This window comes from Opitutales bacterium (genome assembly GCA_013215165.1).
In the GTDB taxonomy this organism is placed as follows: Bacteria; Verrucomicrobiota; Verrucomicrobiia; order Opitutales; family JABSRG01; genus JABSRG01.
The window spans coordinates 1-25,840 of record JABSRG010000055.1 but is presented as its reverse complement, the minus strand read 5'-3'; the positions used below and the strand labels follow the sequence as shown (position 1 = coordinate 25,840).

The window sequence follows — 25,840 nt, the reverse complement described above, 5'->3', positions numbered from 1 at the left end:
GAGTAATAGCTCCTCTCTTTTACGGTGATCGTTGTATATCCAGTGCAAAGAACTCCCCGTCCCCTCAATTGCACCCGCAAGAATACAAGAATAGAGTGTAATTAGAGGGATGGGGAGTTTCATAAACTGCCTTTGTCGCAGTCGTCCCGCTCTATCGGGGCTCGGGTCGTTGCTTCGATCCACACCGTAGAGACACGTCGACTGAGCAACGTGGCTAAGCCTAGGTCGCGGTCGGTCCCATTTACATCTGCGAGAATGCGACAGTGTTAACAAGTCTCTGAGGGTAAACTGAGACAAAAAAAGGCCGCGTAGAACGCGGCCTTTAAAATAAATCTGAAGTGTCTTCTCAGATGGATTAGAATCCAGCAGAGAAAGAAGCGCCCCAGTAGAACTCTCCGTCGCCACCAAGATCGTCGTCAAGGTCAGAAACACGAATTCCGATAGAACCTGATGCGTAGTCGGTGAATGTGTAAGAGATGTCAGCAGTAGCGCCTACGTAGTAACCGCCATCGATGTCGTCTCCATCAATGTAACCGATGTAACCACCAAGGTCAAAAGATGCCTCTTCGCTAAGAGGGATGCTATATCCGACAGAACCTTCTACAGTAACCCACTCGAGATCGAAGTCATAGTAGACGTAGATCGCAGGTGACGCAAGAACGTCGAATGCAGCTCCGATGTAGGCTTCGAAAGTAGACTCGTCGCCAGAACCAGCTTCGGGGTAGTAGTAGATTGTTCCACCGAAGTCGAGGGATACGAGGTCAGATACTGCAACACCGTAACCAGCATAGAAGTCGATTTCGTTTGCTTGGCTTTCTGTGATAGGCTGAGCAGTCCAGATGCCTGCATAGAAATCGCCATAAGCGAAGTCTACCGAACCGTGGAAGATGTCGTCAGCGAGTTCCGCGCCGCGGAAAATGTAAGTTGATTCGTAACCTACGGTAGTTGAGATAGACAGCTCTTGTGCTGAAGCAGAAGCAACAGCGAAGGCTGCTACGATAGCAGTGATGGTCTTTTTCATTGTAGTTTGTGTAGTGTGTGTTTGCTAAAACTAGGTGATAGCCCAGTCTCAGCGCAGCAAATTGGAAACCGTCGACAAGAGAATCAAGCATATTTTTACAGTCGTTGCCTAACTATCGTAGCTGTGTCATTCATTTAATTGTTAATTCAACAACCAAAAACGTGAACAAATACGGGCTATTACTAGGATTATGGGGTGCTGCCAGCGTGGCTCTGGGTGCTTTCGGGGCGCATGCACTCGAGGAGTTTTTAAACGAAGCTGGGACAAAGGATACGTGGGAAACAGCCACTTTTTATCAACTGACGCACGCTGTGGCCGCTCTCTCATGGATGCTATCGGGCCGAAAAAATGGGCCTATGCTGTGTTGGTTGTGGGGCAGCGTCATCTTCTCGTCCTCGCTATATGGACTTGCACTAGAGGGGCCGCGCTGGCTCGGTCCGATCACTCCGATCGGTGGGCTAATCATGTTGATTGGCTGGGTTTGGGCATCTATTGCGTTGGCGATCGATCAGAATCGTTCATCGGAAGAACAAAATTAACTTCTCCTTGCTGTGCTTGTCTTCGACAGATTTTCCCGAGACGGTTAAACACAGCTCCAATTTTTTAACCCAAAAACCGCACTATCGATTATGGAAACTGCAACCGCCCAAAGCGCTCTCGAACTCCTGAAACAGCACACCACCGTGGTGGCTGATACCGGGGATTTTGAGATGATCAAGGAATACGCGCCTCAAGACGCGACAACGAACCCGACTCTCATTTTAAAGGCGGTTCAACAGGACGCCTACCGTCCGATACTCGACCAAGCAATTGCTGACCTCAAGGGCACTGCCACGGGCGACGTTTTGATCGATGCGGTCATCGACCGCACGCTCATAGCTTTTGGGACTGAAATCTTGAAGGTCGTCCCAGGTCGTGTTTCGACGGAGGTAGATGCGCGTTTGTCCTTTGATGTCGAGGGCACTGTCAAGAAAGCTCGCGAATTGATTGACCTGTATGCCCAAGCCGGGATCGGCAAGGAGCGGGTCCTTATAAAAATCGCATCGACATGGGAGGAAATCGAAGCTTCTCGCATCCTGCAGAAGGAAGGCATCGATTGTAACATGACTCTATTGTTTTCACTCGCTCAGGCCATCGGCTGTGCCGAAGCGGGTTCTAAGCTGATCTCACCATTTGTTGGACGCATCCTCGACTGGTATAAGGCAGCTACTGGTGAGACTTATACTGCGGAAACTGATCCGGGTGTTGTCAGTGTAAAGTCCATCTATAACTACTACAAAAAGTTTGGTTATGATACCGAGGTGATGGGAGCGAGCTTCCGCAACAGCGGTGAAATCCTGGAATTGGCTGGATGTGATTTACTGACGATCAATACCAAGCTGCTCGATGAGCTCTCGAAGATGGATGGACCGGTCGCAGCTAAATTGAATGTCGAGGACGCGAAAGCTTCGGATATCGAAAAGATCGACATGGACGAGAGGACCTTCCGCTGGATGATGAACGAAGATCAGATGGCTACCGAGAAATTGAGCGAGGGTATTCGAGCCTTTGGCAAGGACATGGTAACGCTGCGCGAAATGATCGCCGAGGCACTCTGAGTTTTTTCTTACTCAAATATTCAAGGGCGACGCTGCGGTGTCGCCTTTTTTGTGTCGACTGTTCCAATCATGAAGATGCCTTCTCCAATAAGACTCAGTGTGCGTGCCATGTTGATCCGGGACGGCCATATTTTACTGAACGAACACAGCGGAAAAGACGGCTACTGGTATATGACCCCTGGGGGCGGCGTGGAACACAACGAAACTTTGGCTGAGGCGTTGGTTCGAGAAATCGAAGAAGAATGCGGCCTGACGATCGAACCGGGCCGACTGCTATTCGAGCGCGAAGTAATCCAGGATCGCGAACCGCACAGTCAGCTCGATCCGGGCTTTCACCAAGTAGAGCTGTTTTATGCAGCGCGTATCGTAGACGAAACCAAGAAGGTTGCCCTAAATCTAGATGAAGATCAATTGGGGCACCGTTGGGTATGCCTGGAAGACCTACCTGGCCTGACAGTCTATCCAAGGGATTTGGATAGACGGCTGCAGAAGCTGGAGACGCTTTCTTTGGGTTAAAGAATTTTGCGGATAGATCTGCGGAGAAGAATTCCCAACACGCCTACGGCGGCGACGAAGCACCGTCCTCCAGTCTATTAGGTGATTATGCGTGATCGCGAAAGCGATTGCCGCTTCGTTTAGGTAGAGATGCTAAACAGGCAATGGAGATTGATCCCGCCTCTAAGCCAATGCTGCTTCGAGATCGGCAATCAGATCAGCAGTGTCTTCAATCCCGAGGGAGAGACGGATATAGTCCGCAGTCACACCACTGTCTTGCTGCTCTTGTGAGGTCAGTTGAGAGTGGGTAGTCGATGCCGGGTGGATGGCGAGGGACTTGGCGTCGCCGATGTTGGCAAGATGGCTGAAGAGATTCAGTTTCTCTATAAACTGTTTCCCTGCATCCATGCCGCCTTTGACTCCGAATCCGACGAGGCCACCAAAGCCGCCAGATAAATACTTCTTAGCTGCAGCATGGTAGTTGCTGGAAGGAAGTCCGGGGTAATTGACCCAGTCAACCTGGTCGTGACTCTCTAGGAATTTGGCGACTTCGAGGGCGTTGTGGCAGATGCGTTCCATACGCAGATGAAGGGTTTCGACGCCTTGAAGGGTGAGCCAGGTATTCATCGGTGCCGGGCAAGCACCGGTGTCGCGCATATACTGGAGGCGCATTTTAAGAATGTAAGCCACATTGGCGCCGCCTGCGGGTGGGAAAGCTTGGAAGGCGTCCCAATGAACTAAACCGTGGTAGCTCTGATCGGGCTCGGTGAAGCCTGGGAATTTGCCATTACCCCAATTGAAATTACCCCCGTCGGTGACGATGCCGCCAATGGCAACACCATGGCCGCCAATATATTTTGTGGTCGAGTGGACGACGACATTGGCTCCCCATTCTAGGGGGCGGTTGAGGTAAGGAGAGAGCGCCGTGTTATCTATAATAAGAGGGATGTCGGCCTCTTTGGCGATGGTTCCTACCTCTTCGAATGGAAAAATATTCAGACGCGGATTTCCCAAGCCTTCGCCGAAGATGAGTTTTGTATTGGGCTTGAGCGCTTGTTTGAAAGCCTCGGGGTCATCAGCGTCGACGAACGATACCTCAATGCCGAGCTTGGGAAGCGTATAGTGGAAGAGGTTGTAAGTGCCGCCGTAGAGTTGGGAAACAGAGATCATGTGATCGCCCGCTTCGCAAATGTTGAGAATAGCGTTTGTGATCGCTGCTTGTCCGGAACTGTGTGCGAGCGATGCAACCCCACCTTCGAGAGCTGCAATCCGTGTTTCCAGCACGTCAGTGGTCGGGTTTTGAATGCGGGTGTAAATGTTACCCAATTCTTTGAGTGCAAACAAGTTGGCCGCGTGCTCAGTGTCGTTGAAGACGTAAGAGGTCGTCTGATAAATAGGGACCGCGCGCGAATTTGTAGTTGGGTCGGGTGCTTGACCGGCATGCAAAGCGCGGGTGCCGAGGCCTTGGGGTGTGGGTGTGTCTGGCATGTTTGTGTGTGGGTTGAGCGTCGATCAGTTTTCTCGGCAAGGACTAGGATTTGATCTCAATCTAAATGCAACTTGAAAGCGGCATTCTTACCCGGTGTTTCCTGATCTTTCACGAGGCATCGATTAAGCCGCGGAAAGCGCAGAATTTCGCAGAAATTTAGGCACGATTTGCCCAATAAACTGTGGTGAATGATGCACAATCTGCTGGAGTATGGAGCTTCGCAAAAACCCTGGTACTAACATCCTGTATCTTGAGGCAGGGCAAAATGCTCGCGTTAGACCCATGTGTGATGTCGCGTGAAAAAGCCTCGGAAGGCCGAGGCTTTTTGAAAACGAATTGGAATCTACCCGTTCTTACCATGCTTTTTGCCAGCCTACTGTGGCGACCAGATCTGTTTCGAGTTGGATGCCGTTGAGGTCTTGTGCGATAGGAAGGCGCACATCGATGGCGAGACGGTGGTCCGCCAACACGCCTTCTCGGGCGTAGAGATTGAGACCGATAATGGCATCGAGGCGGCTGCCGCCGTAGTTTTCGCCAAATGCCGTTGTGACCGAGCGTCCGTTAGGACCCATTCGCCCCACGCCATTCTGGAGCCCCTTGAGCTCACCGGCGTCTTTGAAGCTCAGGCCTAGGGTGAGTCCAACGGATTCATTGAAGTCATAACCTGCCCAGCCGATTGCCTCGAAGATGTGACCGAGGCGGTAGCCGTTGTCATTCTCGTCCTCCAAGCGCACCACGCCGCGCGCCTGCCCGCCTATTTTCCACATGTCGAATCGGTGGACATAGGTGATCGAGGGCAGAAGATCGAACGTGCCGGAGCCCAGTTGCATCGGTGCGGGTAGTTGCTGAACCGGGAAGGAGGGAGGCATGCCAGGGCGTGGCGTATTGTCTTCCTCATCAATTGAGCCGGTTGGGATACTGATGCCCAGGCCTAAGTGGGCCGAGCTGTGATCGGTGGAATGGAATTCATAAAGCGCCGAAAGGCTCAGGTCTCCCCAGCCAGAAGATTCTGTAGTGAAGCTATCGCCGCCCACGACATTGGTGAGCATCATCGGAGCACCGGGGAAAAGCTGATGCTCCATCTCGGTCTCGATGTAGTGGGCCATCACCATTAGCGTGAGGCTGTCGGTCGGTGCATACATTAAACCGAACATGTGCATGTCCATTTCCATGTTGGTTGGGCTTACGGTGTAGCCACCGTCCAGATTGAACACGTCTTCAATGGAAATGGCGTCGTCTCCTGAGCGGATGCCATCCATATCCATAAACATGTAGCGGTAGCTCAGCATCCATTCGCCGGCGGCGTGGGTGTGGTCGCCCATGATCGAAATGGGGGCGTGGTCGTTGGGGAGTGAGGCATGGTCAGCGTGGATCGATGCCGCTGACAGGGCAGTTGTGAGAGCGAGTGTTTTAGCAAGAGAAAATTTCATAGTATAGCGTAGTCTAAAGATGGAGCCGCAGTTCTGCGGTAACGGGTGATCGATCGGCACTGCTTTGAGCTGTGCCCTTATGGATATGCGCCGGCTTCGGCGCTGCGCTATGCTTGGCCTCGTGGAGGAGGCTCGGGAACCTGGTAATTCCTCGAATCCCAGCTATCTGTTGACCGGGGTGGATCGAACAGAACACACCCTTGGGGTGGATCGACTATATGCCTCTCACGGGCAAAAAACTTTAGCTCACTGCCAGCTGCGATTTGATTGTCACCATCTTCGCGGCCTTGATCTTCAGCAGCTTGGATCGCCAAGCATAGCTCGCACGGCCGTTCCCCAGAGAAGGTTTCCTCAATCGCTTGGGTCCACGTGCTCTCAGCGGCATAATCTACAATCATCCAGGTCCAGGCCACCATTTGAAGCGGCAGTAGGGGACCACTCAGGAACCAGCAACATAAGATGATGCCGAGGCAACGGGTGATTGGGTGGCAAGAGAGCATTTGAATTCCGAAATCAGTGGATGTTGGCGTTCAAGGCTTACGGCAATGATTTTCATGGGTTCAGTTTGACGAATAAAGTATTGGGCGGGCTCTATTTTTGGTTCCGCTAATGGACGCGAATAAACGCGAACACTTTGTAGGGTGACGGTGACAGCCGTTGCCTGGTCCGAGTCTACGTCCGCCCCACGGCAATCGCTCTCGCGATCACCCTACAGCGCGCCGCGCGCTCTCGCTCTCATCCGTATCTGATGCCCACCCACCTTAACAGTTGCTTCGAGCGGCTGATCCTAGCATGTTCCTCGGCTTTATCTGCAAAAAACATGAACAAGGTCCTAAAACTCCTTCTGGATGGTGAACGGCTCACGACCGCGCAGATGGCGCGCATACTCGACCTCTCCGAGGCGGCGGTCGAGGCGGAGTTGGCGGCATTGGAGGCCGAGCACATTTTGTTGGGCTGGCGGCCTATTTTGAATTCTGAGTCAGCTGAGCCAAACCGCGTCCGTGCCGTCATCGAGGTACGAATCTCACCCGAGCGTGATGGGGGGTTTGACCGTTTGGCTGACCGGATCAGTAAGTTTGAGCAGGTAGATAGCTGTTACCTCATGTCAGGGGGCTATGACCTGCTTATCTTCGCAAAAGGGGACAACTTGCATAGCATAGCATCTTTTGTATCTGAGCGTCTCTCAACGATTGGAGGTGTGCTTTCGACAGCGACGCATTTTCTCCTGCGTACCTACAAGGAGCAGGGCTTTATTCTCGTTCGCAAAGAAGGTGAGTTGGATAAACCTGCTGTCAGCCCGTAGTCATGAGCATGTCCTTTCCTTACCTGGCTGATACGGTGCGTGATCTGCCGCGCTCGGGCATTCGCGACTTTTTTGCGGTTGTACAACAAAGGCCCGAAGCGATCTCACTCGGCGTGGGGGAGCCCGATTTTGTGACGCCTTGGCATATCCGCGAAGCTGCCATCTATGCCCTTGAACAGGGACGAACGAGCTACACCGATAATCGTGGTCTAATCAGCTTTCGCCGCGAAATTAGCCGCTATGTGGAAAAGAATTTCGGTATGGGGTATGACCCAGCTACAGAGATTATTACAACCGTGGGTGTCTCCGAGGCGATCGATATTGCATTGCGCGCGATTCTCAATCCGGGCGATAAGGTGCTTTACCATGAACCATGCTACGTGAGCTATAACCCATCGATTGCACTCGCTCATGGGGTCGCCATTCCGGTGCAGACGAAAAAGGACGACCTGTTTGCCCTCAATGTCGATCATTTGCGTGCTGCTTGGCAGCCGGGGACCAAGGCGTTGATGCTCAATTTTCCGACGAATCCGACGGGCGCAGTCTTTCCTAAGAAGGTGCTTGAGGACATCGCAGCCTTCGCTCGTGAAAAGGACCTCCTTATCCTAAGTGACGAGATTTATGCTGAGCTGACTTACGATGATCAGCCTCATTACAGTATCGCTGATCTACCGGGTATGAAAGAGCGGACGCTTTTTCTCCATGGGTGTTCGAAAGCTTGGGCTATGACGGGTTTCCGGATCGGGTATGCTTGTGGGCCTAAAGACTGGATCGAGGCGATGATGAAGGTCCATCAATACGCCATGCTATGCGCTCCAATTCTCAGCCAGGAGGCCGCTCGCGAGGCGCTAGCGCACGGGGATGATTCTGTGGCCAAGATGAAGGAGCGTTACTGTGAGCGGCGTGATTTTTTGGCCCGTCGCTTCAATGAGATGGGGCTCGACTGTCACGTTCCCGGTGGTGCGTTTTACCTCTTTCCAGACATCCGCTCGACGGGTTTGTCTTCGATGGACTTTGCCAAGGGCTTGCTGGATGATGACGTCGCCGTAGTGCCGGGATCTGCTTTTGGACCTGGAGGTGAAGGCTTTGTGCGGGCGGCCTATTCGACATCTTATGACCAGCTCATCGAGGCTGCGGATCGTATCGAGGGCTATTTGGAGAAGATTGGGAAAGGAGTCTCCGCGTGAGTCAGGCCATTAAAAACCGTTCAGTAGCTCTGGTGGGTCGTCCGAATGTCGGGAAGAGCCGATTGTTTAATAGCCTAGCCGGTCGCCGCATCTCGATTGTGCATGATATGCCGGGCGTGACCCGCGATGTCATCACCTACGAAACACGGGATGGCTACACCCTGCTGGACACCGGTGGTATTGGCATGGAGCCGGATGCGACGCCGGAAATTATTCATGCCGCGACTGAGCAGCAGGTTCAATTCGCCATCGAGGCGGCGGAAATTATTCTCTTTGTGGTCGATGCTAAAGACGGCATTACGCCGGTAGATGAGAACTTGGCCGCAGCCTTTCGTAAGCTAAAGCGCGAGCCGGTTTTGCTGATCAACAAGGTCGACGATCCTGCCACGCGTGACAATGCCGTTGCGGAATTTAGTGCACTGGGCTTTGGCGAAATGCTGACTGTTTCTGCCGAGCACAAGTTGGGGATCGATTCCATCAAGCGCGTGATTTTTGATGAACTCGGAGAAGCCGAGCCTGCTCAAGCCAAAGAAGATCGCATTCGCATCAGCCTGATCGGTCGACCCAATGTCGGGAAATCTTCGATGACCAATGCGCTGTTGCGCGAAGAGCGTGTCATCGTCAGCGAAATCCCGGGCACCACACGCGACGCGGTCGAATTGGACTTGGATTTTCAATCGCGCTCGGGCGAGGTTTGGAAGTTTAAGTTGTGCGATACGGCTGGCCTCCGTGCTAAAACTAAGGTAGACAGCTCGGTGGAGTATTTCTCTGCATTGCGCACAGAAGAGACGATCAAGCGCTCGGATATCGTATTCCTTGTCATTGACGCCGAGGAGGGTGTGACGCGCCAAGAACAAAAGCTGGCGGGCATGGCACAGAAGTGGGGTAAGGCCCTGATCATCGTGGTGAACAAATGGGACCTGGTATTTGAGCGCTTCCGGAACGACCCGATGCCCGAATACCGCAGTGAGCAGGAGTTCCGTAAAGCCTACGCTGAAGCGGTTCCTGACCAGCTTTTTTTCCTGCCCGGGACCCCTGTTTTGTTCACGTCTGCCAAGACGGGTTTCTCGGTGGAAAAGCTCATGCGGACAGCGCGGGAGCTTAATGAACGGCTGGATAAGAATATCCCAACGGGTCGTTTGAATGCCCGTATCCAAGAGCTGCTGGAGCATCGTGCGCCAAAGATCACGCACTCCAAACGCTTCAAAATTTTCTATGCCGTTCATGTGGGACGGCGACCCTATAAATTTCGCTTGTTCTGCAATCAGGAGGAGCGCCTTGAGGATACCTACCGTCGCTATTTGGAAAAAGGGCTCCAAGAGACTTTCGACCTTCAAGGATGTCCGGTCGAGTTCGAACTCATGGGCAAAAACAAGCGCTACGTCGAAGATCTGGACGAAGAGGAAAAGCCGCGTCCTAAACCCAAAAAAACCTACCGACGCCCCAAATCCCGCAAGCGCAAATAATAAAAGTCTCATGGAAATCTCTAAGCTTTCTCAGGTGGATTATGGCGGTTGGGACGCCGTCCAAATCACGACCGATGCCGCTCGACTGACGGTTCCAACGAGCATTGGACTGCGGATCATCGAATTCGGTTTTAGGGATGGACCCAACCTTTTTTACAATGACGCCGATCAGATCGGAGGCTCTGGCGAGTCGGAGTTTATGCTGCGGGGCGGCCACCGTTTTTGGGTGGCTCCAGAGGAGCTGACTCGCACACCCGAGCTTGATAATGCAGCGATCGCTTATGAGGCCATACCTGGGGGTGTCCGCATCACTCAGCCAATTGATCCGAAGAATCAGACTTTGAAGGAGATCGAGATCAGCTTTATCGATTCGACCTCAGTGCGCGTTCTCCACAAGTTAACCAATCGCTCAGTTTGGCCCATCGAGATGGCGCCTTGGGCTTTGTCGGTCATGTCGATGGGGGGGTATCTTGCGTTGCCCTTGCCCGAAAAGCGGGACCATGGCGCGGGGAGTCTGCTGCCAAACAATGCGATCGTGCTTTGGCCATACACGGATTTTTCCGTGCCACAGTGGCAATTTCATCAGACCCACATCGGGGTCGATACGTGTGGCAACCGATCGGTTCAGAAGCTTGGCGTCCGAGATTATCCGGCGTGGTCTGCCTACTGGCAGCCAGGTGGCACATTTCTGAAGGCTCAAGTGCCCACCAGGAATGGTGATTATCCAGACGAGGGCTGTGTCTTTGAGACTTATTTTTGTCCCGATTTCATCGAGATCGAGACACTGGGTGTGTTCGGTATGGTGCAGCCGGGAGAGACGGTGGAACATGTTGAGAATTGGGGGCTCGTGGGTGATCTACCCAGGCCGGACTCGGTGGACGTGTTTAATGAGTCTCTGAAGCCAGCGGCTATGGACTTTTTGGCTGGGGTTTTGTGAAGGGCGACGATCCATGCACCTCGAGCCGGATCATAATCTCAGGTTGGCCGGATGAATCGACCTACTGAGGTGTTTCTAGTTTTTCTGCGGCTTGGGTGCATTGCGTTTGGTGGCCCGGTGGCGCATCTGGGCTATTACCACGACGCGTTCATTAAGCAGCGTAAGTGGATCGATGAGGCGAGTTATGCTGATCTAGTGGCACTGCGTCAGTTTTTACCTGGCCCGACGAGCAGTCAGGTTGGATTTGCCATCGGATATCGGCGGGCAGGGGTGCTCGGAGCTTTCTTAGCCTGGGCTGGTTTTACGCTGCCTTCGGCGGTGCTCATGATTGGTTTTGGATTGGGTATGTCTTCGATGGGTATCCTGGATGCAGCGGGTTGGATCATTGGTTTGAAGTTGGTGGCTGTGGTAGTCGTGGCCCACGCGCTGCTGACTCTTTACACTAAGCTATGTCCCGATCGCTCGACTGCATTGATCGCGGCCGCTGCGGCGGCAGTGCTGGTTGTTGTGGCGCACCCTTTGATGCAGATCGGAGTAATTCTGGGCGGGTTTGCTGTGGGATGTTTTCTTTTTGATGAAAAGGCAGAGCCAGCTTCCGAGCCAGTTGGCTTGAGTGCTGAGAGACTGCCTGGACGTGCGTTGCTTGTGGCTTTTTTCGCTGGGCTCTTGGCATTTGTGGTATTGGCCGCGTTGTTTCCTGGGAGTTTGTTTGCGGTGGCGGATGCTTTTTATCGTGCGGGCTCTATGGTCTTCGGAGGGGGGCATGTGGTGCTGCCACTGCTCGAACGATATACTGTCGGTGCAGGATGGGTGGATGCAGAGACCTTTCTTGCTGGCTATGGTGCGACTCAGGCTATGCCGGGTCCACTATTCACTTTTACGGCGTTCCTAGGATCAGTAATCAATTTGGGACCAGGGGGGAGTGTGGGTGGTTTGTTTGCTCTTGTGATGGTCTATGTGCCTTCGTGGCTAATGGTTTTGGGCTTGTTGCCCTATTGGGATCGTTTGCGTCGCATGGATTGGATTCGCTCTGGGCTCAAGGGTACGAATGCGGTCGTGGTCGGCCTTTTGTTTGCGGCATTCTGTAGTCCAATTATCGCTGAGGGTATAGAGGCGGATAGCGGTCGACTGGCGTTTACTGTAATGGCTTTCGCTCTCTTGAAATATGCGAAATTGCCGGTGTGGGCATTAGTTATCGGGTGTGCGGTCGTCGGGGCTTGGGTGTTTTGAGCCGCCTCGTGTGGCGGCCCAGCTCAGTCGCGTGTCTCAGCTGGAGTGATTTCCCAGTAGCCGCCTTTTGCGTGGCCGACGCGACGGATGAGGCTGCTGTCACGTAGTCTTGCGATTTGTTTTTCGACTGCACGCGTGGATATCCCGATGGCTTGCGCCAGCTCTGGTATCGTGATTTGGCCATTTTCTTGGATTGCTTGAATTATTTTCCCCGAACTTTCCCCCGAACTTTTCCCCGATACGGGTATAACCATACGGATGAAATTGTCGGTGAAATGGAAGCTGGTTTTAGGGTAGGCGTGTAGAATCCGCGGCATACCCGAGCCGAGTTGTTCGACCAAGTCTAGATCTCTAAATATGCGCATGAGCTCTTTATTCCTAGGCATGGAGTAGCCTTCGAAAAACTCTGCCTCGCTCAAACCTTGGGGGATGCCACACGTGGAAGTGATTTCAAGGCGGTCTGCAAAGAGTTCAAATTTCGGGACGCCTTCATAGCTGTAATCGTTGTGGATGATGGCATTGATGACTGCTTCGCGTAGTGCGACTGGCTCGAAGAGGCGGCCCTGCGTCGTCGATTCCGATATGGATCTGACCTCCATCGCGAAACTTTAGAAAAGCAATCACCTCTTTCTCAAGGGAGTCACCCAGCTCGCGTTTATACTCAAGATGTTGGCTTTCAGACATTCATTTTGCCTCGCTCTTGGGTTTGATTGATAACATGCGCCACAGGCTGCAACTTGTGGGGAAGTCCGCGAGCCTTTTCATTTTGATCAGCCGCCTGAACTTTTTCCGTTCATACGGCGATCTTCGGCTGGATGCTTAATTTGTTTGAACTGCTATCAACGAGACATTGTTTATCCGGTACATCCGATTTACTGCTACCCCGCATAAATGAGTCTATTGTCCCCCTGGTATCTTCTCGGTATCCTTGCGGTTTTCATTCCGCTGTGGTTACACCTGATGTGGAGCCGTCCGAAGACGCGCCGCTTTTTTAGTGCGACTCTATTTCTTGAGCCCACGCAGCTTCCGCGTAAGCAGAAGCGTCGCATCGAGCAATTCTGGCTCTTCATTCTGCGATGCCTGATCCTTGTTTCTCTGGCATTTGCGTTTTCTCGGCCTTTTCTCAATAAGGGTTTGCCGCCGCCGCTGGGTCCCGGAAATGATCAGCGGCAGACCATTATCCTGATAGACCGCAGCGCCAGTATGCGTGGGGATGCCTGGGCAGAGGCTCTGGCGGCGGTCAGGGGGCGTATTTCCGAAATGCGCTTTGGCGATAATATCGCGCTGGCGGTTTATGATCGCAGTTTGGAGCAATGGGTAGGATTCGCGCCCAGTCCCGTGTGGAACGAGAACGATCTTGAATCGCGCAAGAATGACTTGCTGGGTGGGCTCAGCACACTTTCTCCCTCATGGCATGGGACTTATACTGGACGGGCTGTGTCGGAAGCGGTCGAGCTGTTGTCTAGTTTGGAGGGCACACTGGACACGGGGATCCGCGCTCAGCCTGAGGAGCCGATTTCCCTGACCCGGGAGATTGTGCTGATTTCTGACTTTCAGGAGGGGAGTGATTTCTCAGATTGGTGGGAAGGGAGTCTGTCTGAAAAAAAATAGGGCTACAACATATCGCGGTGGGGCAAAACCTTGGAGGAAACTTTGGTGTGCATTGGGTACCTGAGACAGCCGCTCGACGTGAGGTGGGTCTCGGGGAACAGTGGGTGAGGGTGCTGGGTCCTTCAGACGGTGTGATGGATGGCGAATCGATCCAGCTTAAGGGTTCAGATGGGGAACAGTTTGCCAAAGTTTTTTGGCAGGGTCGTGAGAGCCAGATTGTGCAATTCGACGCAGAGTCGATTGGAGCGATTTCTGTGAGTCCGGGAGGCTCGAGGAGGTTCGATGATTTGACCTATGTGGCAAATGCTCAGTGGGAAATAATCAGTGTAGTTTATCTGGGTGATGAAGGGGCGATTGATAGCGAACGCACGGCGTTTTATTTGGAGAAAGCGATGGTGGATGCTCCGAATTATGTCGTGCAATTTCAGCATCTATTACCGGATGATCCAGATGTACCGGTTTCATTGATCATGGCGGACTGGGTTATTGTGGCGTCGCCACTTTCTGAGTCAGTTCAGGCGGTGTTATCCCGGCGTGTTGAGCGTGGCTTGTCGGTCTTCTTAATGCTGCGCGACAAAGCTATGGAGGAACTACTCAGTGTTTTAGTTGGTTCTGAGACTGAGTTGAGAACGGTTACAAACAACGCGGGTGTTCGCTACGGAGAAATCGATTTTTCTGATCCACTGTTTGCTCCGTTTGTTTCAGCTGAACACCAAACTTTCTCCGATTTGAGAACCATCCGCTATCAGCGCATTGGAGGGGATTTTTTTGATGAAGTGTCCCATCGAGTGATAGCGCGTTATTCCAGTGGTGAACCTGCTTGGATCGACGTTACGCTCGGGTCCGGGTCGATCGTTATTATGAACTCGAGTTGGGACCGTCGTGATAGTAACTAGGTGCTGTCGCCTCGTTTTGTTGCAGTCTTGCATGGCAAATTGGGATCACTCCGTTCTGAACGAGCGCTTGATCTTCAGTATCGTGTGGGAGACGTGATTTCAGCTCAACGTCTGGCGGGGCGTTCTGTTATTGCTCCAGACGGTTCAGCTACGGTCCCAGAGCCCGGATCGGATCTTATTCTGAACGAACCTGGGGTGTATCGTTTGCGTGACCGGGGTGGCGTTTTGCGAGAGTTTGCTGTGAACGTCGATCCTCAGGAATCGCGGACCGCGGTCTTGGATGGACCCGCTCTGGCTGCTGTGGGTCTTTCAGAAAGGCAGTTTCCAGAAGTAGAAGCAGCTGATGCAGAGACTACCATCTCTGAAGAAGCTGTCGCTGAAGTGCTGGTATTGACGGAACAAACCCAGAGGCTTTGGAAACTTATTCTATGGATTGTATTGGGCTTGTTTGTCCTTGAAGTAATCTGGAGCAGAAATCTCAAGCCTCGGACCGCGTAGTTCCCAGTGCTAACCTTCTAATTGCAGCCGTGAGTCAAAGTAAGTTTCAGAGTCAGATCCAGACCTGGAAGGCAGAGCGAGAGAAGCTTTGGGTCTGGCGGCTGCGCGGTATTGCTGCGCTGGTTATGGTTGTCTTGGGTTGCGCCCTAGTCTTGGAGAGTGTGGCTGCAGCGGCTCGTCATTGGTGGTATTTTGCGGTTTATGGTGCCATTGGTTTAATCTTGTTTCAGACCGTAAAGCGACTCGTCGCTATCAGAAAATTCTCGGGTAGAGAGATCATCAAGGGCTGGGTGCATGACGAGCGTGGAACGGATAAGACTCTGGTTTTGACTGCACTTGATTCGGTGGCGGGTGAGCAGTCCCGTGTGTCCTCGGTGTTGCGTGATCGGGTGGTGAAACAGGCGACCGAGGAGATGCAGCGGCGTCATCTCGCCACGCGAAAGAGCAAGCAACAACTCGCTGTGCTTGAACTCAGCGCGGGTTTGGGGGCGATTGCGGTGGTTTTGTTGCTATCCACTTTATTTATAATGCCCGCCGTTGAGCGGATAGACTTAGGGCCCAGTTCTTTTCTTTGGAAAGAGAAGTATACGGTGTTGCCGGGAGATACGCTGGTCCGACGCGGAGGCAGTATCGTAGTTCGACTATCATTCACACCCGAGGTCAGCCCTAAGTCCATTCCCGAGCAGATTATGCTGCGCTATGGAGACGCAGTAGCAGACGAACATACTGGCGAGCTTTCTTGGGATTTGGAGGGCGAAGATAGCCTATGGTTTGAGGTCCAAATGGAAACACAGGTGAACAAACCGCATCTTTTTGTTCAGCGCATCCACCGAATCGATCGTTCGGGTTTTTATCAGATCAGGTTCAGCAATGGAGGTGGACAGATATTCGAGTATCAGGTCTATGAAATGCCAGGTGTGGAGGAGCTTGTTGTAACAGTTGACTATCCGCACCGGTTTAAGCATCGGGACCGCCGGATGGTTCAGCCACGACGGATACGGGCCCATGAAGGTGCGAGCTTCGATTTTGAAATCCGCGTCAACAAGCCAATGGCGCGCGTGGCTCTTCTGGCGCGTGACTTTCCTGCTACAAATAACATGGAGTTGGAAGTTTCTGATGAGGACCCCCTTTTGTATCGTGGCGGTTTTTGGACGCGAGATACTGATCGTTTTGAAGTCTATCTGCTAGACAAAGTGGGGCGTGAAGATCGGTCGCGTCGGTTTACTTTGGAGGTCATCCCAGAGGTCCGACCGGTGCTGACTCTCACCTATCCGGCTCGTGATATTGAAGTAAGTCCGCTGCAGGAGCTATTTATCGAAGCGGAGATTGATTACGCTCGGGGTGTGGTGGACCACGGCCTGACTTATCGCGTTGGTGCCCAAGAGCCGGTGACCTTGAAAGCTACTCCAAATGTCGAGGGTGAGCGCCGTATGAGTCTTACGACCTTGGTTGATTTAGAGAAGGAAGGCGTCACGCCTGGAGACATGATCTCATGGTATTTGTGGGCTGAGGATGTGGGGCCTCGTGGAGAACCACGGACGCATACGACTCCTATGAATTACGCGCTCGTTCGTTCTCTTGATCTTAGCTATTTTAGATTCATTGGTGGTGGCAGCCGGTATCAGGCCGACCCCCTTATTGAGGTTCAACAACAGATTAAGGATGCGCTATGGCAAATACGAAATGAGGTGCCCTATTCTTCGCGAGATAAAGGTGCTTTGTTTGAAGACTTGAGCAGCATCTCCACATCACAGGACAATAATATGTCAGAGTTAGAGAGAATTTCTGCGCGTGTGCGAGACTTCGAGAGGCAAGAGATTCTCAGTTTGGCGAATGAGGCTATGGTCGCTACGTCTGAGGTTGTAACGCATGCACTCAGTGTTGCGGAGTCTGATAACGGTTCGATAAAAGATGTGGTCGAACAAGCGCATGATCGAGCTGGAGAGGCGTTGCGCGCTCTTTTGAAAATCGCGCCTGACAGCGTTCTCCTAACGGAAGGGCAGCCGGGTGAAGACGCACCTGAGAGGACACTGGCAGACGCTGGAGCCGGTGAACTTGATTTGGACCTGACTCCTTCCGACGATACCTATGCTAACGAGACTCTGGCAGAGATGGAGCTTAGCGAAGCCGAGCGCGAGACCCTAGCGTTTTTAAACCGACTTCGGGAGCTTGCGAGGCGGCAACAACAGATCAATCAGGGGTTACAGCGTTTTACAGAGAATCTCGCAAATGCCGCAAACGAGAGTGAACGTGACCGCTTGCGCGAAGAGTTGAAACGTCTCGCTGATGAACAACGGACCCTTAAAAACGAAGCGGGTCAAATAGCCCAGGATTCGGCACAAGAAGCGGCTTCAGGTGAGGTCAGCGAAAATTTGGCAGGAACTTCGGATGGACCTGAAAGTGGGCACAGCTCTGACGCATCAACGTCTGCGCAAGATGCGCTCAATGCGATGGAATCTTCGATGCGCGTCGCTGCAGAGGCATTGGAGCAGGGTGATCTGGAGACGGCGCAAAAGGCAGGTGAATCCGCGTCGAGTGAGGTCGAGCGTCTAGAGTCAGAAATGAGCGATGTCGCTGCCGAAGCTTTGACTCAAAGCCTAGTGGGCGCGCGCGAAGAGATGGATCGCCTGATGCGTAGACAGCAAGAGATCGGCAGGAAGATCGCTGATGGTGAATCGGAGATTGGAAGTAATTTGCAAGGCTTTGAACTGGAGTTGGTCCATGACCTTGTGGATCAGGCGAGACGTATTGATGCTCTCATGAGCAAAATGGATGCTTTAGCTCTCGACGCAGTGCGGAGCAATCCTGTGCTGGCCCGGCATATTGACGCTATGTTGGTGCGTTCCATGCGCATGCCGATCGCAGCATCGTTAGAGGACGCCTCTGAAGCTCTGGAGCGTGGGCAATTTGGCTCAGGAAGTTTTTTCGAGATGGAAGCGCGCGAATCTATGGCTGCTCTCAAGGAAAGTTTAGACAAAGCAGTAGCCTCAGCTTTGGGAGAAGAGCTGAGCAGCCTGGAGCTTGCACGATCCGAGCTAGATCAATTATCTGAGGAACTCCGAGAAGGCTTGGCAGGAGAGGCATCAGAAACCAGCGATCATGCTAGCTCTGCTGCTTCCGAAGCATTCAACCAAGACATGAGTTCTGGGGTGGGTGTCGGCTCTGGCAGATTTAGTAATTCTGATGACTGGGGCGAGCGTTTGCGTATTGTGGAGGAGTTGATCAACGATGAGCGTTCGCGGAGTCAAGTTCGCGAGGCGCGTGAGGTTATGGAAACACTCTTTGCGGAGGCGTCGAGAGATGACACGATGCCCCAGTGGGACTTGTTGCGCCAATTGGTTTTTTCACCGTTACGCGAAGTAAGATATCAGCTCGACGGAAGAATCCGCGAGATCGAGGGAGGAAGTGCGTTGTTGGCGCCTGCTGTGGAGAATCCTATTCCCGAGGCCTATGGGGATCGAGTAAAAGCCTATTTCGAAAGGCTGGGCAGAGAATAGATGGACACTGAGGGCGAATTTTTCTTTGCTGAGCCCAATTGGGTCTGGCTGCTTCCGGTGCTGTTTGTAGCAGCACTCTTGATTCTTTTATGGGGATACCGCAAAGCGACTTTGCTCAATCCGTTGGCTCGCTTTGTCGCTTTGTTATGTAAGTTTTCTGCGATCAGTCTGTTGTTGTTTTGCTTGATGGAACCGTCGATGCGGTATCAGCGTGCAGTGCCTGGCAAGTTATCCGTAATTCAGCTCCTTGATAGCAGCGAAAGTATGCAGCTGAAAAATGGGCCAGATGGCCAGACCTTGGCCGAGATGTCGACTCGGATTCTTAATGAGCTGGAGCAGCGGCAGCGACTGGGCGTCGATGATTTTGACTACTCTCATTTTACGGTTGGGGAGTCTTTGAAGTTCCAAGAGAATCCTACTTCAACCGACTTTGAGGACACCGAGACACGTTTGTTCAATGGTCTTTCGCAGCTTCAAGAGCGCTATGGCGAATCTTCTACTGCAGCGATTTTGTTATTCTCTGACGGAAATGCAACAGATTGGCCGATAGAAGGTGGGATCTCGGAGCGCCTTCCTCCCGTATTTCCAGTACTTTGGGAGGCCGATCGGGTCGAGCCTGTTGATGTTTCGATTCTGTCTTTAAAAACAGAGCGCGATTTATTTGGCGATGTTCCCATCAACCTGTCTGTGGTGCTCCAGGCATCTGGTCTGGACGGAGAGGCTGTCTTTTTGCGCGCCACTGATGAGGCTGGTAAGGAATGGGCCTATGAGGAATATCTTCCGGAAAGCGGGGTGATGACCTTCAGCCCAGTCTTTCGCCTCGGTGAGCTCGAGTCAGATCCAAAATTTCTGGAAGTTGAGGTGGGTATCGTAGATCCCAGGAAACGGTCTGAGGAAGTCACTTTTGCCAATAATTTTCGCGGTCTAACCATTGAGCCGCGCGGGGGACCTTTTCGGGTGCTTTATGTGGGTGGGCGAGCAAGCTGGGAGCATAAATTTGTCCGTCGAGCGCTCATGGAGGATTCGGAAATTGAGCTTTCCAGTTTGATTCGTGTAGCCGAACCGGTTCGTAGCATGTCATGGCAGGGGCTCGGAGGTTCTAGAACTACGGGGGGACTCGCTCCGAACATGCCTGGTGATCTGGATGCGGGTCAGGATGCCGGACGCCACGTTTTTATCCAATTAGACCGTCCCCCAAACCCGATCCTTAGAAATGGATTTCCCTCTTCGGCCGAGGACCTATTCGATTTCCATGTGCTGGTTCTCGACGACATAAGTGCGGGATTTTTCACTCAAGAACAGTTGGATCTTATCCATGATTTCGTTGCTGAGCGCGGAGGTGCTTTGGTGATGATGGGTGGGGAGGGGTCGTTTCAGCGCGGCGGGTTTCATGCTACTCCATTGGCTGAGGTGCTCCCTGTGAGGTTGGGCAGTTCGAGATTTCAGTATGGGCGTGGTCCTTTCCGATGGACCCTGAGTGATGAAGGCTGGCGCGAGCCTTGGATGCGCTTGCGCTTTACTGAAGAACTCGAAAAACAGCGCTTAGCTGATATGCCTGCATTTGAGGTGCTCAATGCGGTGGAGGGCGTCAAACCCGGTGCTCGTGTGTTAGCTGAGGTCGTCGACCGCGAGGGCTTGCGTTGGCCAGCTTTAGCATATCAACGCTTTGGAAGAGGCAAGGCTACTGCGCTTATGGTGGGTGATGTGTGGCGATGGGGCATGATGGGGACAAATGAGGCGACGATTGATATGGGCCGAGCATGGCGGCAATTTTTTCGGTGGCAGGTGGCGGATGTTCGCCAACGAGCCGTTTTGGAGTCACCTGTGGGTGATGATGGCGTGGCGCGTCCCGAGTGGGTGTTGAGTGTCTTGGATCCCGACTTCATCGCGATTGATGCGATCTCACTCGATGTAGATATACAATATCCAGAGGGTTCGGTGATCACCGAGACTTTTGACGCGGATCCGACGGTGCTAGGTAGATATATGGGGCAGATCGAGCCCACTGAAGCCGGTTTCTATCGTGTTAAATTTGAGGGTGTCCAGCTCGGAGATGGGTTTGATGCGATCTCGGTAGAAAGTGGCTTTGCTTACCAGCCTGCTGCTGAAGAAATGCGCCAGATTATGCCAAATGTGGAGCGGCTGCAGGAGCTGGCTCGTGTGACCGGAGGGCGCATTTTGACTGAAGACGAAGCTGTGGGTTTGTCTGGTCTGTTTCTTGCCAATAATAGGGAGGATCTAGAGTCGTGGAGTAATCCGCTGTGGCAGACACCATGGATTCTCATCTCTGCAATCGCTCTATGGTGCGTGGAGATAGCCGTGAGGAGGCGGCATGGTTTATCATGAGAGCCTTGGCAGTATTTTCTTTGGTATGGTTCTGGGCAGTGGGTATCACACCAAGTGTTTCGGGCCAATCGAGCCCATACGATCGTGACTTATTGATTGTTCAAGGGGTATCCGGTGGCGAAGTGTTTGACCAATACTTTGCTGAGTGGATCGTTCGCTTTGAGGATGCCGGTCACACGGGTGGTTTTCAGACCACGGTCTTAGACGGGTTTGGCGCGGGTGCTACATTCGCTGAGATCGATGATTGGTTGCGTGAACAGCCCCGGGTTGGGGACCGGCCAATGTGGATGCTTTGGATTGGGCACGGAGCTTTTGATGGACGTTTCGCCAAGTTCAATCTTCAGGGGCCTGATATCAGTTCTCAGCGTTTGGGAGATATGCTCGATTCGTTCTCGCGTCCCATCGTGTTGATCATGCTGAGCTCGGCCAGCGGTCCCTTTGTCACCCACTGCCTCGGGAATGATCGTGTATTAATCGCAGCTACGCGCAGTGAGCGTCAGGCCGATTTCGCCAGATTTGGTGAGTTTTTCTCGACCGCGATTGCAGAGGAGTCAGCGGATTTGGATAAAGACGAATCGATCTCTCTGTTGGAGTCATTTCTCTATGCTTCACGAAAAACCGAGGCCTATTATGACGAGCAAAATGAGGTGGTGACCGAAAACGCCATCATTGATGACAACGGGGACGGTCGAGGTTCACAGGCTGTCATGTTTGACGGATTGAACGCTCAGGTAGCGCCAGGCGGGGTGCCCGATGGGTTACGTGCTCGTCAGTTAAAATGGGTATACGATTCGATGGAACTCTTGATCCCAAAGGGCTTGCGCGATGATCGAGATTTTTATGAGCGCAAGGTGTATGAGTTACGTGAGATCAAAGCAAACTTGCCGCCCTGGCGCTACACACGGGAGCTTGAATTGACACTTCTGGATCTGGCGCGGGTGCAACGCTCGATCGATGACTTTCTTACGAGAGAGCGTCAGAAGGAGGCTGTGCAATGAGCTGTGGACGGTCCGTTTTTACGGCTCTGATAGGGTTCTTCGGTGTGGCCAGTTTGGCTGCGCAGTCAAGGAGTCTTGAAGACACGTTCCTTGCTGGAGAATATGAAGTCTGCCTAGACCGTGTGGATGGAGCTTCTGAACGTCGGAGCAGTCCTTCGGAGTATGTCGTGTATGAGATGCGCGCGCTGCTTGAACTCGGACGCTATGACGAGGCAAAAAAGGCAGCCGTGGCACGGTTGGCTCAGTCCGATGCGAATGACGCGGCAATTCTTTGGATGTGTTATCAGGTTTTTGAGGTCCATGCCATGGAGGCCGAGAAGCAGGTGGTCATCAACCTGGTACGTGAAGAAACGCGGAGTGGAGCGCACCTGCGTCGCACGGAAACAAAAATGGCAGCAGCTGAATTGATGTTGCGCGCGGGCTGGGATGCGCGGGACGTGCTTGATAATGTGGTGACGCCTGCTCGGCAGGCTGATCCGTTGAATCGATGGCCTCATCTTGTGGCCGGCTCTCTGGCTCTGCGTAAAGGAGATCACAAACTGGCGGGCCAGAATTTCAGACGGGGCTTACGTCATAATCCCGCCGATCCAGATCTCAAATTTGGTTTAGCGGTAGCGATGAGCAGGTCGCAGCCAGAGGTTACCCATAGACTGCTGGATGAGGTCTTAGAGAAAAACCCGCGGCATGTTCCGGCTCTGATTTTTAGAGGCATTGATGCGTTGATTCGCAGTGACTACGTGGGTGCTGAAGCGGCTGTCAAAGATGTCCTCGCTATAAACCCGTCGAGCGGCGAGGCGCTGGCTATCATAGGTGTGATATATAATCTCGAAGGTGATTTCGCAGCGCGTGATGCCATTGAGGAAGATGTGGCAGCGCGTGTTCCCGTGGGCTCAGCATTTGACTATACAACGGGAATGTTACTTTCCCGACGCTATCTGTTTGAGGAGGCTATTCCCTATCTTTGGGACGCAACTGCCGGTGGACGCCGCAGTGAGGAGGCTTTATTTGAGCTCGCTCTGGCTCAGCTCCGAACGGGGGAAGAGATAGAAGGCTGGCGCACATTGTATGCGATACGCGATCAAGATCCTTATCATGTGCCAGCGTTTAACCTCGCTGAGCTGCAGAATAAACTCACCGATTTCATTACGCGCAAGCGGGGACGCTTTGTATTGCGCATGGCTCGTGAGGAGATGGCTACGTATGGGAATCGCATCTTCGAAATATTGGAGCTACTTGAGACCATTGTCGCCGAAGACTATCGGGTGGATCTTCCGGAGCACGTCGTGATCGAGATCTTTCCTGAGTTAAGCGATTTTGAGGTGAGGACTTTTGGAGTGCCTTTGGGAGAGTCGTATTTAGGTGTTTGCTTTGGCAGTTTGATTACGATGGTCAGCCCTGATTCGGGTCTGGGTGACGTGAACTGGGAGGCGGTGCTCGTGCATGAGTTTCTCCACACGGCGACACTTACCGCCACGCGTAATCGAATGCCTAAATGGCTTTCTGAGGGCATCTCGGTTTGGGGAGAGCAACAATTTAATCCGAGCTGGGGGCGACGGATGAACGCAGCTCATGCTCGGAAGATTCTTGAGGGCCCGATTCCATTACTCGATGAGCTCAATTTTGTGTTCAGCACCGATGTCGACTTCGCATATTACTTTTCTTCCTTAGTTGTGGAGTTTGCCATAGATCGATTCGGCCTGCCTGGAATACGCGCGTGGATGGATGAGATTTACGCGGGGCGTAATGCAGTGGAGGTTTTCGTCGAGGTTGGAGAGTTTGGGACTGAAGAGCAGCTCATGGATGACTTGATGGCTTATGCTCGAGAGCAAGCAAGCGAGCTTGCGGATGGCATCGAATTTCGTGCAATTACGGACATTGAGCGTGTCGCCGGAGGAGGGGACCCATTGATGTTGATCAAAGATCATCCTGCAAATTACTGGGTGATGATGGAGGCTGCTGAAAGTCTGACAGAGCGAGGCAAGATGGAGGGCGCAGAGGACATTCTGAGTACTGTGATTGAGGCATATCCGATAAACGCGGAATCTAAGAATCCCTACAATATGCTAGCCGAGATTTACCGAAATCGCGGGGATGCAGAGCGAGAGATAGAGATGCTTGAGCTGTCTACGCAGTATCGTGGTAACCTAAGCTCGGCTTATCGCAGACTGATTGAACTGGGGTTGATGCGCGAAGATTGGGATCTTACGCTTCGTAATTGCTACCGCTTGATCGCTGTGAATCCGATGGCTCTGGATGTATACCTAGATCTGGCGCGTGCGGCTGAGTCATCGGGAGCTAGTCCTGAGGCTATGAAGGCTTATTCTATTGCTCTGCAATTGGACCCAGAAGACGTTCCAGAAATATACTTCCGTATGGCGAATTTGATCAAAGACGATGATGTAGAATCTGCACGTGAATTTTTACTCGCCGCCCTTGAGCGCGTGCCGCGCTATAAGAAAGCTCTCTATCTTCTCCTGGAGTTAAATGGTGAATAGATTAACCAGTTTTTTGTTATGCGTTGCATGCTGCCTTTCTGGCATCGAGACCCAGGTTGCCATTCAACAGAGTTCCCAAACCGGTCGAAATAATTGGGAGATAGATCCAGCGTTCCTAGATGAAGCATTCGTCTTTGTCCGGTTGAGGACTCGTCATCACGGAAACTGGCGCACGGATTATCCCGATAGCGATTTAAACTTTTTATTCCGCATGCATGAGATGACCTCACTGCAGGTGAATCCCGATCCTGTGGTTTTAGAGGCCAGTGACCGAAGAATCTTAGAGTATCCGTTTATTTACATGATCGATCCGCGCGACCGTGGCCAGGATTGGTATTTGGAAAATGATGAGATTGCTGTATTACGTGACTATTTGAATCGGGGTGGTTTCATCATGGTTGATGACTTTTGGGGAGACGACACCTGGGAGAACATACGTCGTCAGCTGAAGCGCCTATTACCGGGCCGCGAGCCCGAGGAGCTCAGCTTGAGCCATCCTATTTTCAATATCGTGTTTAATATTCGCGAGAAACCTCAGGTCCCCTCAATTGAACGTGCTTTAGAGGGACGAGACCAGGGGATAACGTGGGAAGGTAGCCCAAGGAATGTCCCGCGCTATTGGGGGGTGAGTGATGATCGTGGTCGACTCATGATGTTGATCTGCCAAAATACAGACCTCGGCGATGGCTGGGAACGCGAAGGGGACAGTCGTTGGTATTTTGAAGAGTTTTCTCAAAAACGTGCTTACCCCATGGGCCTGAATATCCTCTTTTATGTCATGACGCATTGAGTGTGTTGAAACTAATCTTTCTTAAAGGTAATGAGTGATTCCCCAATAATACCTGAGACTGCCGAAGAAGTGGCTCTCATCGAAGAATTAGCCACAGCTCATCAACGCATTCGCAGCGAGTTGAGTAAAAAAGTGATCGGACAAAATGCTGTCATTGAGCAGATGCTCCTAGCATTGTTTGCTGGCGGACACTGCCTGCTTACGGGTGCGCCCGGTCTGGCCAAGACGCTTTTAGTAAAGTCGCTAGCAGATGTTTTTCATCTAGATTTCAGCCGGATCCAGTTCACTCCAGATTTGATGCCCACCGACATCACAGGTACTGAGATCCTGCATGATACGGATGAAGGTAGGAAAATGGTTTTTGTCAAAGGTCCGGTCTTCGCCAACATTTTGTTAGCCGATGAAATCAATCGGACTCCACCGAAGACGCAGGCTGCGCTTTTGGAGGCTATGCAAGAACATCAGGTAACGGCTGCGGGTATGACCAGAAGTGCGGGGAGAAAAATTTCGAATAATCGCATTTTATAGTGTACAAGCGTTCACAAGTCTGAAA

22 protein-coding genes are annotated in these 25,840 nt (G+C 52.4%); 17 read left to right on the top strand and 5 right to left on the bottom strand.

The features are described from left to right. Positions 1-355: 355 nt before the first annotated feature. Positions 356-1,021: a hypothetical protein gene (locus HRU10_11960; GenBank protein ID NRA27948.1), complete on the bottom strand. Its 666-nt coding sequence runs from the start codon at positions 1,019-1,021 to the stop codon at positions 356-358. Between the two features lie 206 nt (positions 1,022-1,227). Here HRU10_11960 and HRU10_11955 point away from each other — a divergent pair, with 206 nt between their 5' ends. The 3 genes from HRU10_11955 (at position 1,228) to HRU10_11945 (ending at position 3,135) form a co-directional block, all read left to right on the top strand. After that, entirely contained in the window at positions 1,228-1,560 is a 333-nt protein-coding gene (locus HRU10_11955) for a DUF423 domain-containing protein (protein NRA27947.1), read from the top strand. A gap of 90 nt (positions 1,561-1,650) precedes the next feature. Then, positions 1,651-2,619 carry a transaldolase gene (gene tal, locus HRU10_11950; protein ID NRA27946.1) on the top strand — a complete coding sequence of 323 codons (969 nt, stop codon included), beginning with the start codon at positions 1,651-1,653 and terminating at the stop codon, positions 2,617-2,619. 69 nt (positions 2,620-2,688) lie between these two features. Then, positions 2,689-3,135, top strand: a complete 447-nt coding sequence (locus HRU10_11945) for an NUDIX domain-containing protein (protein ID NRA27945.1) — start codon at positions 2,689-2,691, stop codon at positions 3,133-3,135. Between the two features lie 162 nt (positions 3,136-3,297). Here HRU10_11945 and HRU10_11940 read toward each other — a convergent pair whose 3' ends face one another. From HRU10_11940 to HRU10_11930, 3 genes are all read right to left on the bottom strand, one after another. Beyond that, positions 3,298-4,602 carry a PLP-dependent transferase gene (locus HRU10_11940; protein NRA27944.1) on the bottom strand — a complete coding sequence of 435 codons (1,305 nt, stop codon included), beginning with the start codon at positions 4,600-4,602 and terminating at the stop codon, positions 3,298-3,300. A gap of 354 nt (positions 4,603-4,956) precedes the next feature. Then, positions 4,957-6,033 (bottom strand): transporter, encoded by a 1,077-nt coding sequence (locus HRU10_11935; protein ID NRA27943.1) that lies wholly within the window; start codon positions 6,031-6,033, stop codon positions 4,957-4,959. A 107-nt stretch (positions 6,034-6,140) separates the two neighbouring features. Then, entirely contained in the window at positions 6,141-6,449 is a 309-nt protein-coding gene (locus HRU10_11930) for a hypothetical protein (GenBank protein ID NRA27942.1), read from the bottom strand. Positions 6,450-6,853: 404 nt separating this feature from the next. Between HRU10_11930 and HRU10_11925 the strand changes: the two genes are divergently transcribed. From HRU10_11925 to chrA, 5 genes are read left to right on the top strand one after another with little or no spacing between them, the layout of a single operon-like run. Next, entirely contained in the window at positions 6,854-7,336 is a 483-nt protein-coding gene (locus HRU10_11925) for an Lrp/AsnC family transcriptional regulator (protein NRA27941.1), read from the top strand. A gap of 2 nt (positions 7,337-7,338) precedes the next feature. After that, the gene (locus HRU10_11920) at positions 7,339-8,523 is read left to right on the top strand and encodes an aminotransferase class I/II-fold pyridoxal phosphate-dependent enzyme (GenBank protein ID NRA27940.1); all 1,185 of its coding nucleotides are present in this window, start codon (positions 7,339-7,341) and stop codon (positions 8,521-8,523) included. A gap of 8 nt (positions 8,524-8,531) precedes the next feature. Beyond that, positions 8,532-9,989, top strand: a complete 1,458-nt coding sequence (gene der, locus HRU10_11915; GenBank protein NRA27939.1) for a ribosome biogenesis GTPase Der — start codon at positions 8,532-8,534, stop codon at positions 9,987-9,989. Positions 9,990-9,999: 10 nt separating this feature from the next. Beyond that, positions 10,000-10,926, top strand: coding sequence for a hypothetical protein (locus HRU10_11910; GenBank protein ID NRA27938.1), 927 nt, complete (start codon positions 10,000-10,002; stop codon positions 10,924-10,926). Positions 10,927-10,977: 51 nt separating this feature from the next. Next, the gene (gene chrA, locus HRU10_11905) at positions 10,978-12,156 is read left to right on the top strand and encodes a chromate efflux transporter (protein NRA27937.1); all 1,179 of its coding nucleotides are present in this window, start codon (positions 10,978-10,980) and stop codon (positions 12,154-12,156) included. A 23-nt stretch (positions 12,157-12,179) separates the two neighbouring features. Here the strand turns inward: chrA and HRU10_11900 are convergent, their stop codons facing one another. Further along, positions 12,180-12,755: a winged helix-turn-helix transcriptional regulator gene (locus tag HRU10_11900; GenBank protein ID NRA27936.1), complete on the bottom strand. Its 576-nt coding sequence runs from the start codon at positions 12,753-12,755 to the stop codon at positions 12,180-12,182. Between the two features lie 292 nt (positions 12,756-13,047). Here HRU10_11900 and HRU10_11895 point away from each other — a divergent pair, with 292 nt between their 5' ends. From HRU10_11895 to HRU10_11855, 9 genes are read left to right on the top strand one after another with little or no spacing between them, the layout of a single operon-like run. After that, positions 13,048-13,767: a BatA domain-containing protein gene (locus HRU10_11895; protein ID NRA27935.1), complete on the top strand. Its 720-nt coding sequence runs from the start codon at positions 13,048-13,050 to the stop codon at positions 13,765-13,767. A gap of 47 nt (positions 13,768-13,814) precedes the next feature. Beyond that, the gene (locus tag HRU10_11890; protein NRA27934.1) at positions 13,815-14,663 is read left to right on the top strand and encodes a hypothetical protein; all 849 of its coding nucleotides are present in this window, start codon (positions 13,815-13,817) and stop codon (positions 14,661-14,663) included. Positions 14,664-14,690: 27 nt separating this feature from the next. After that, a complete protein-coding gene (locus HRU10_11885) occupies positions 14,691-15,161 on the top strand; it encodes a hypothetical protein (GenBank protein NRA27933.1) in 471 nt (156 codons plus the stop codon). Positions 15,162-15,190: 29 nt separating this feature from the next. Beyond that, positions 15,191-18,658: a hypothetical protein gene (locus HRU10_11880; protein ID NRA27932.1), complete on the top strand. Its 3,468-nt coding sequence runs from the start codon at positions 15,191-15,193 to the stop codon at positions 18,656-18,658. Beyond that, the gene (locus HRU10_11875; GenBank protein ID NRA27931.1) at positions 18,659-21,004 is read left to right on the top strand and encodes a hypothetical protein; all 2,346 of its coding nucleotides are present in this window, start codon (positions 18,659-18,661) and stop codon (positions 21,002-21,004) included. Next, the gene (locus HRU10_11870; GenBank protein ID NRA27930.1) at positions 20,932-22,002 is read left to right on the top strand and encodes a hypothetical protein; all 1,071 of its coding nucleotides are present in this window, start codon (positions 20,932-20,934) and stop codon (positions 22,000-22,002) included. The genes HRU10_11875 and HRU10_11870 overlap by 73 nt, the downstream gene beginning before the upstream one ends. After that, complete coding sequence (locus HRU10_11865; protein ID NRA27929.1) at positions 21,999-24,497, top strand: hypothetical protein; 2,499 nt, start codon at positions 21,999-22,001, stop codon at positions 24,495-24,497. Before HRU10_11870 ends, HRU10_11865 begins: the two co-directional genes overlap by 4 nt. After that, positions 24,487-25,287, top strand: coding sequence for a DUF4159 domain-containing protein (locus tag HRU10_11860; GenBank protein ID NRA27928.1), 801 nt, complete (start codon positions 24,487-24,489; stop codon positions 25,285-25,287). The genes HRU10_11865 and HRU10_11860 overlap by 11 nt, the downstream gene beginning before the upstream one ends. Positions 25,288-25,317: 30 nt before the next feature. Next, on the top strand, positions 25,318-25,815 hold the full coding sequence (locus tag HRU10_11855) for an AAA family ATPase (protein ID NRA27927.1): 498 nt from the start codon (positions 25,318-25,320) through the stop codon (positions 25,813-25,815). Positions 25,816-25,840: the final 25 nt, after the last annotated feature.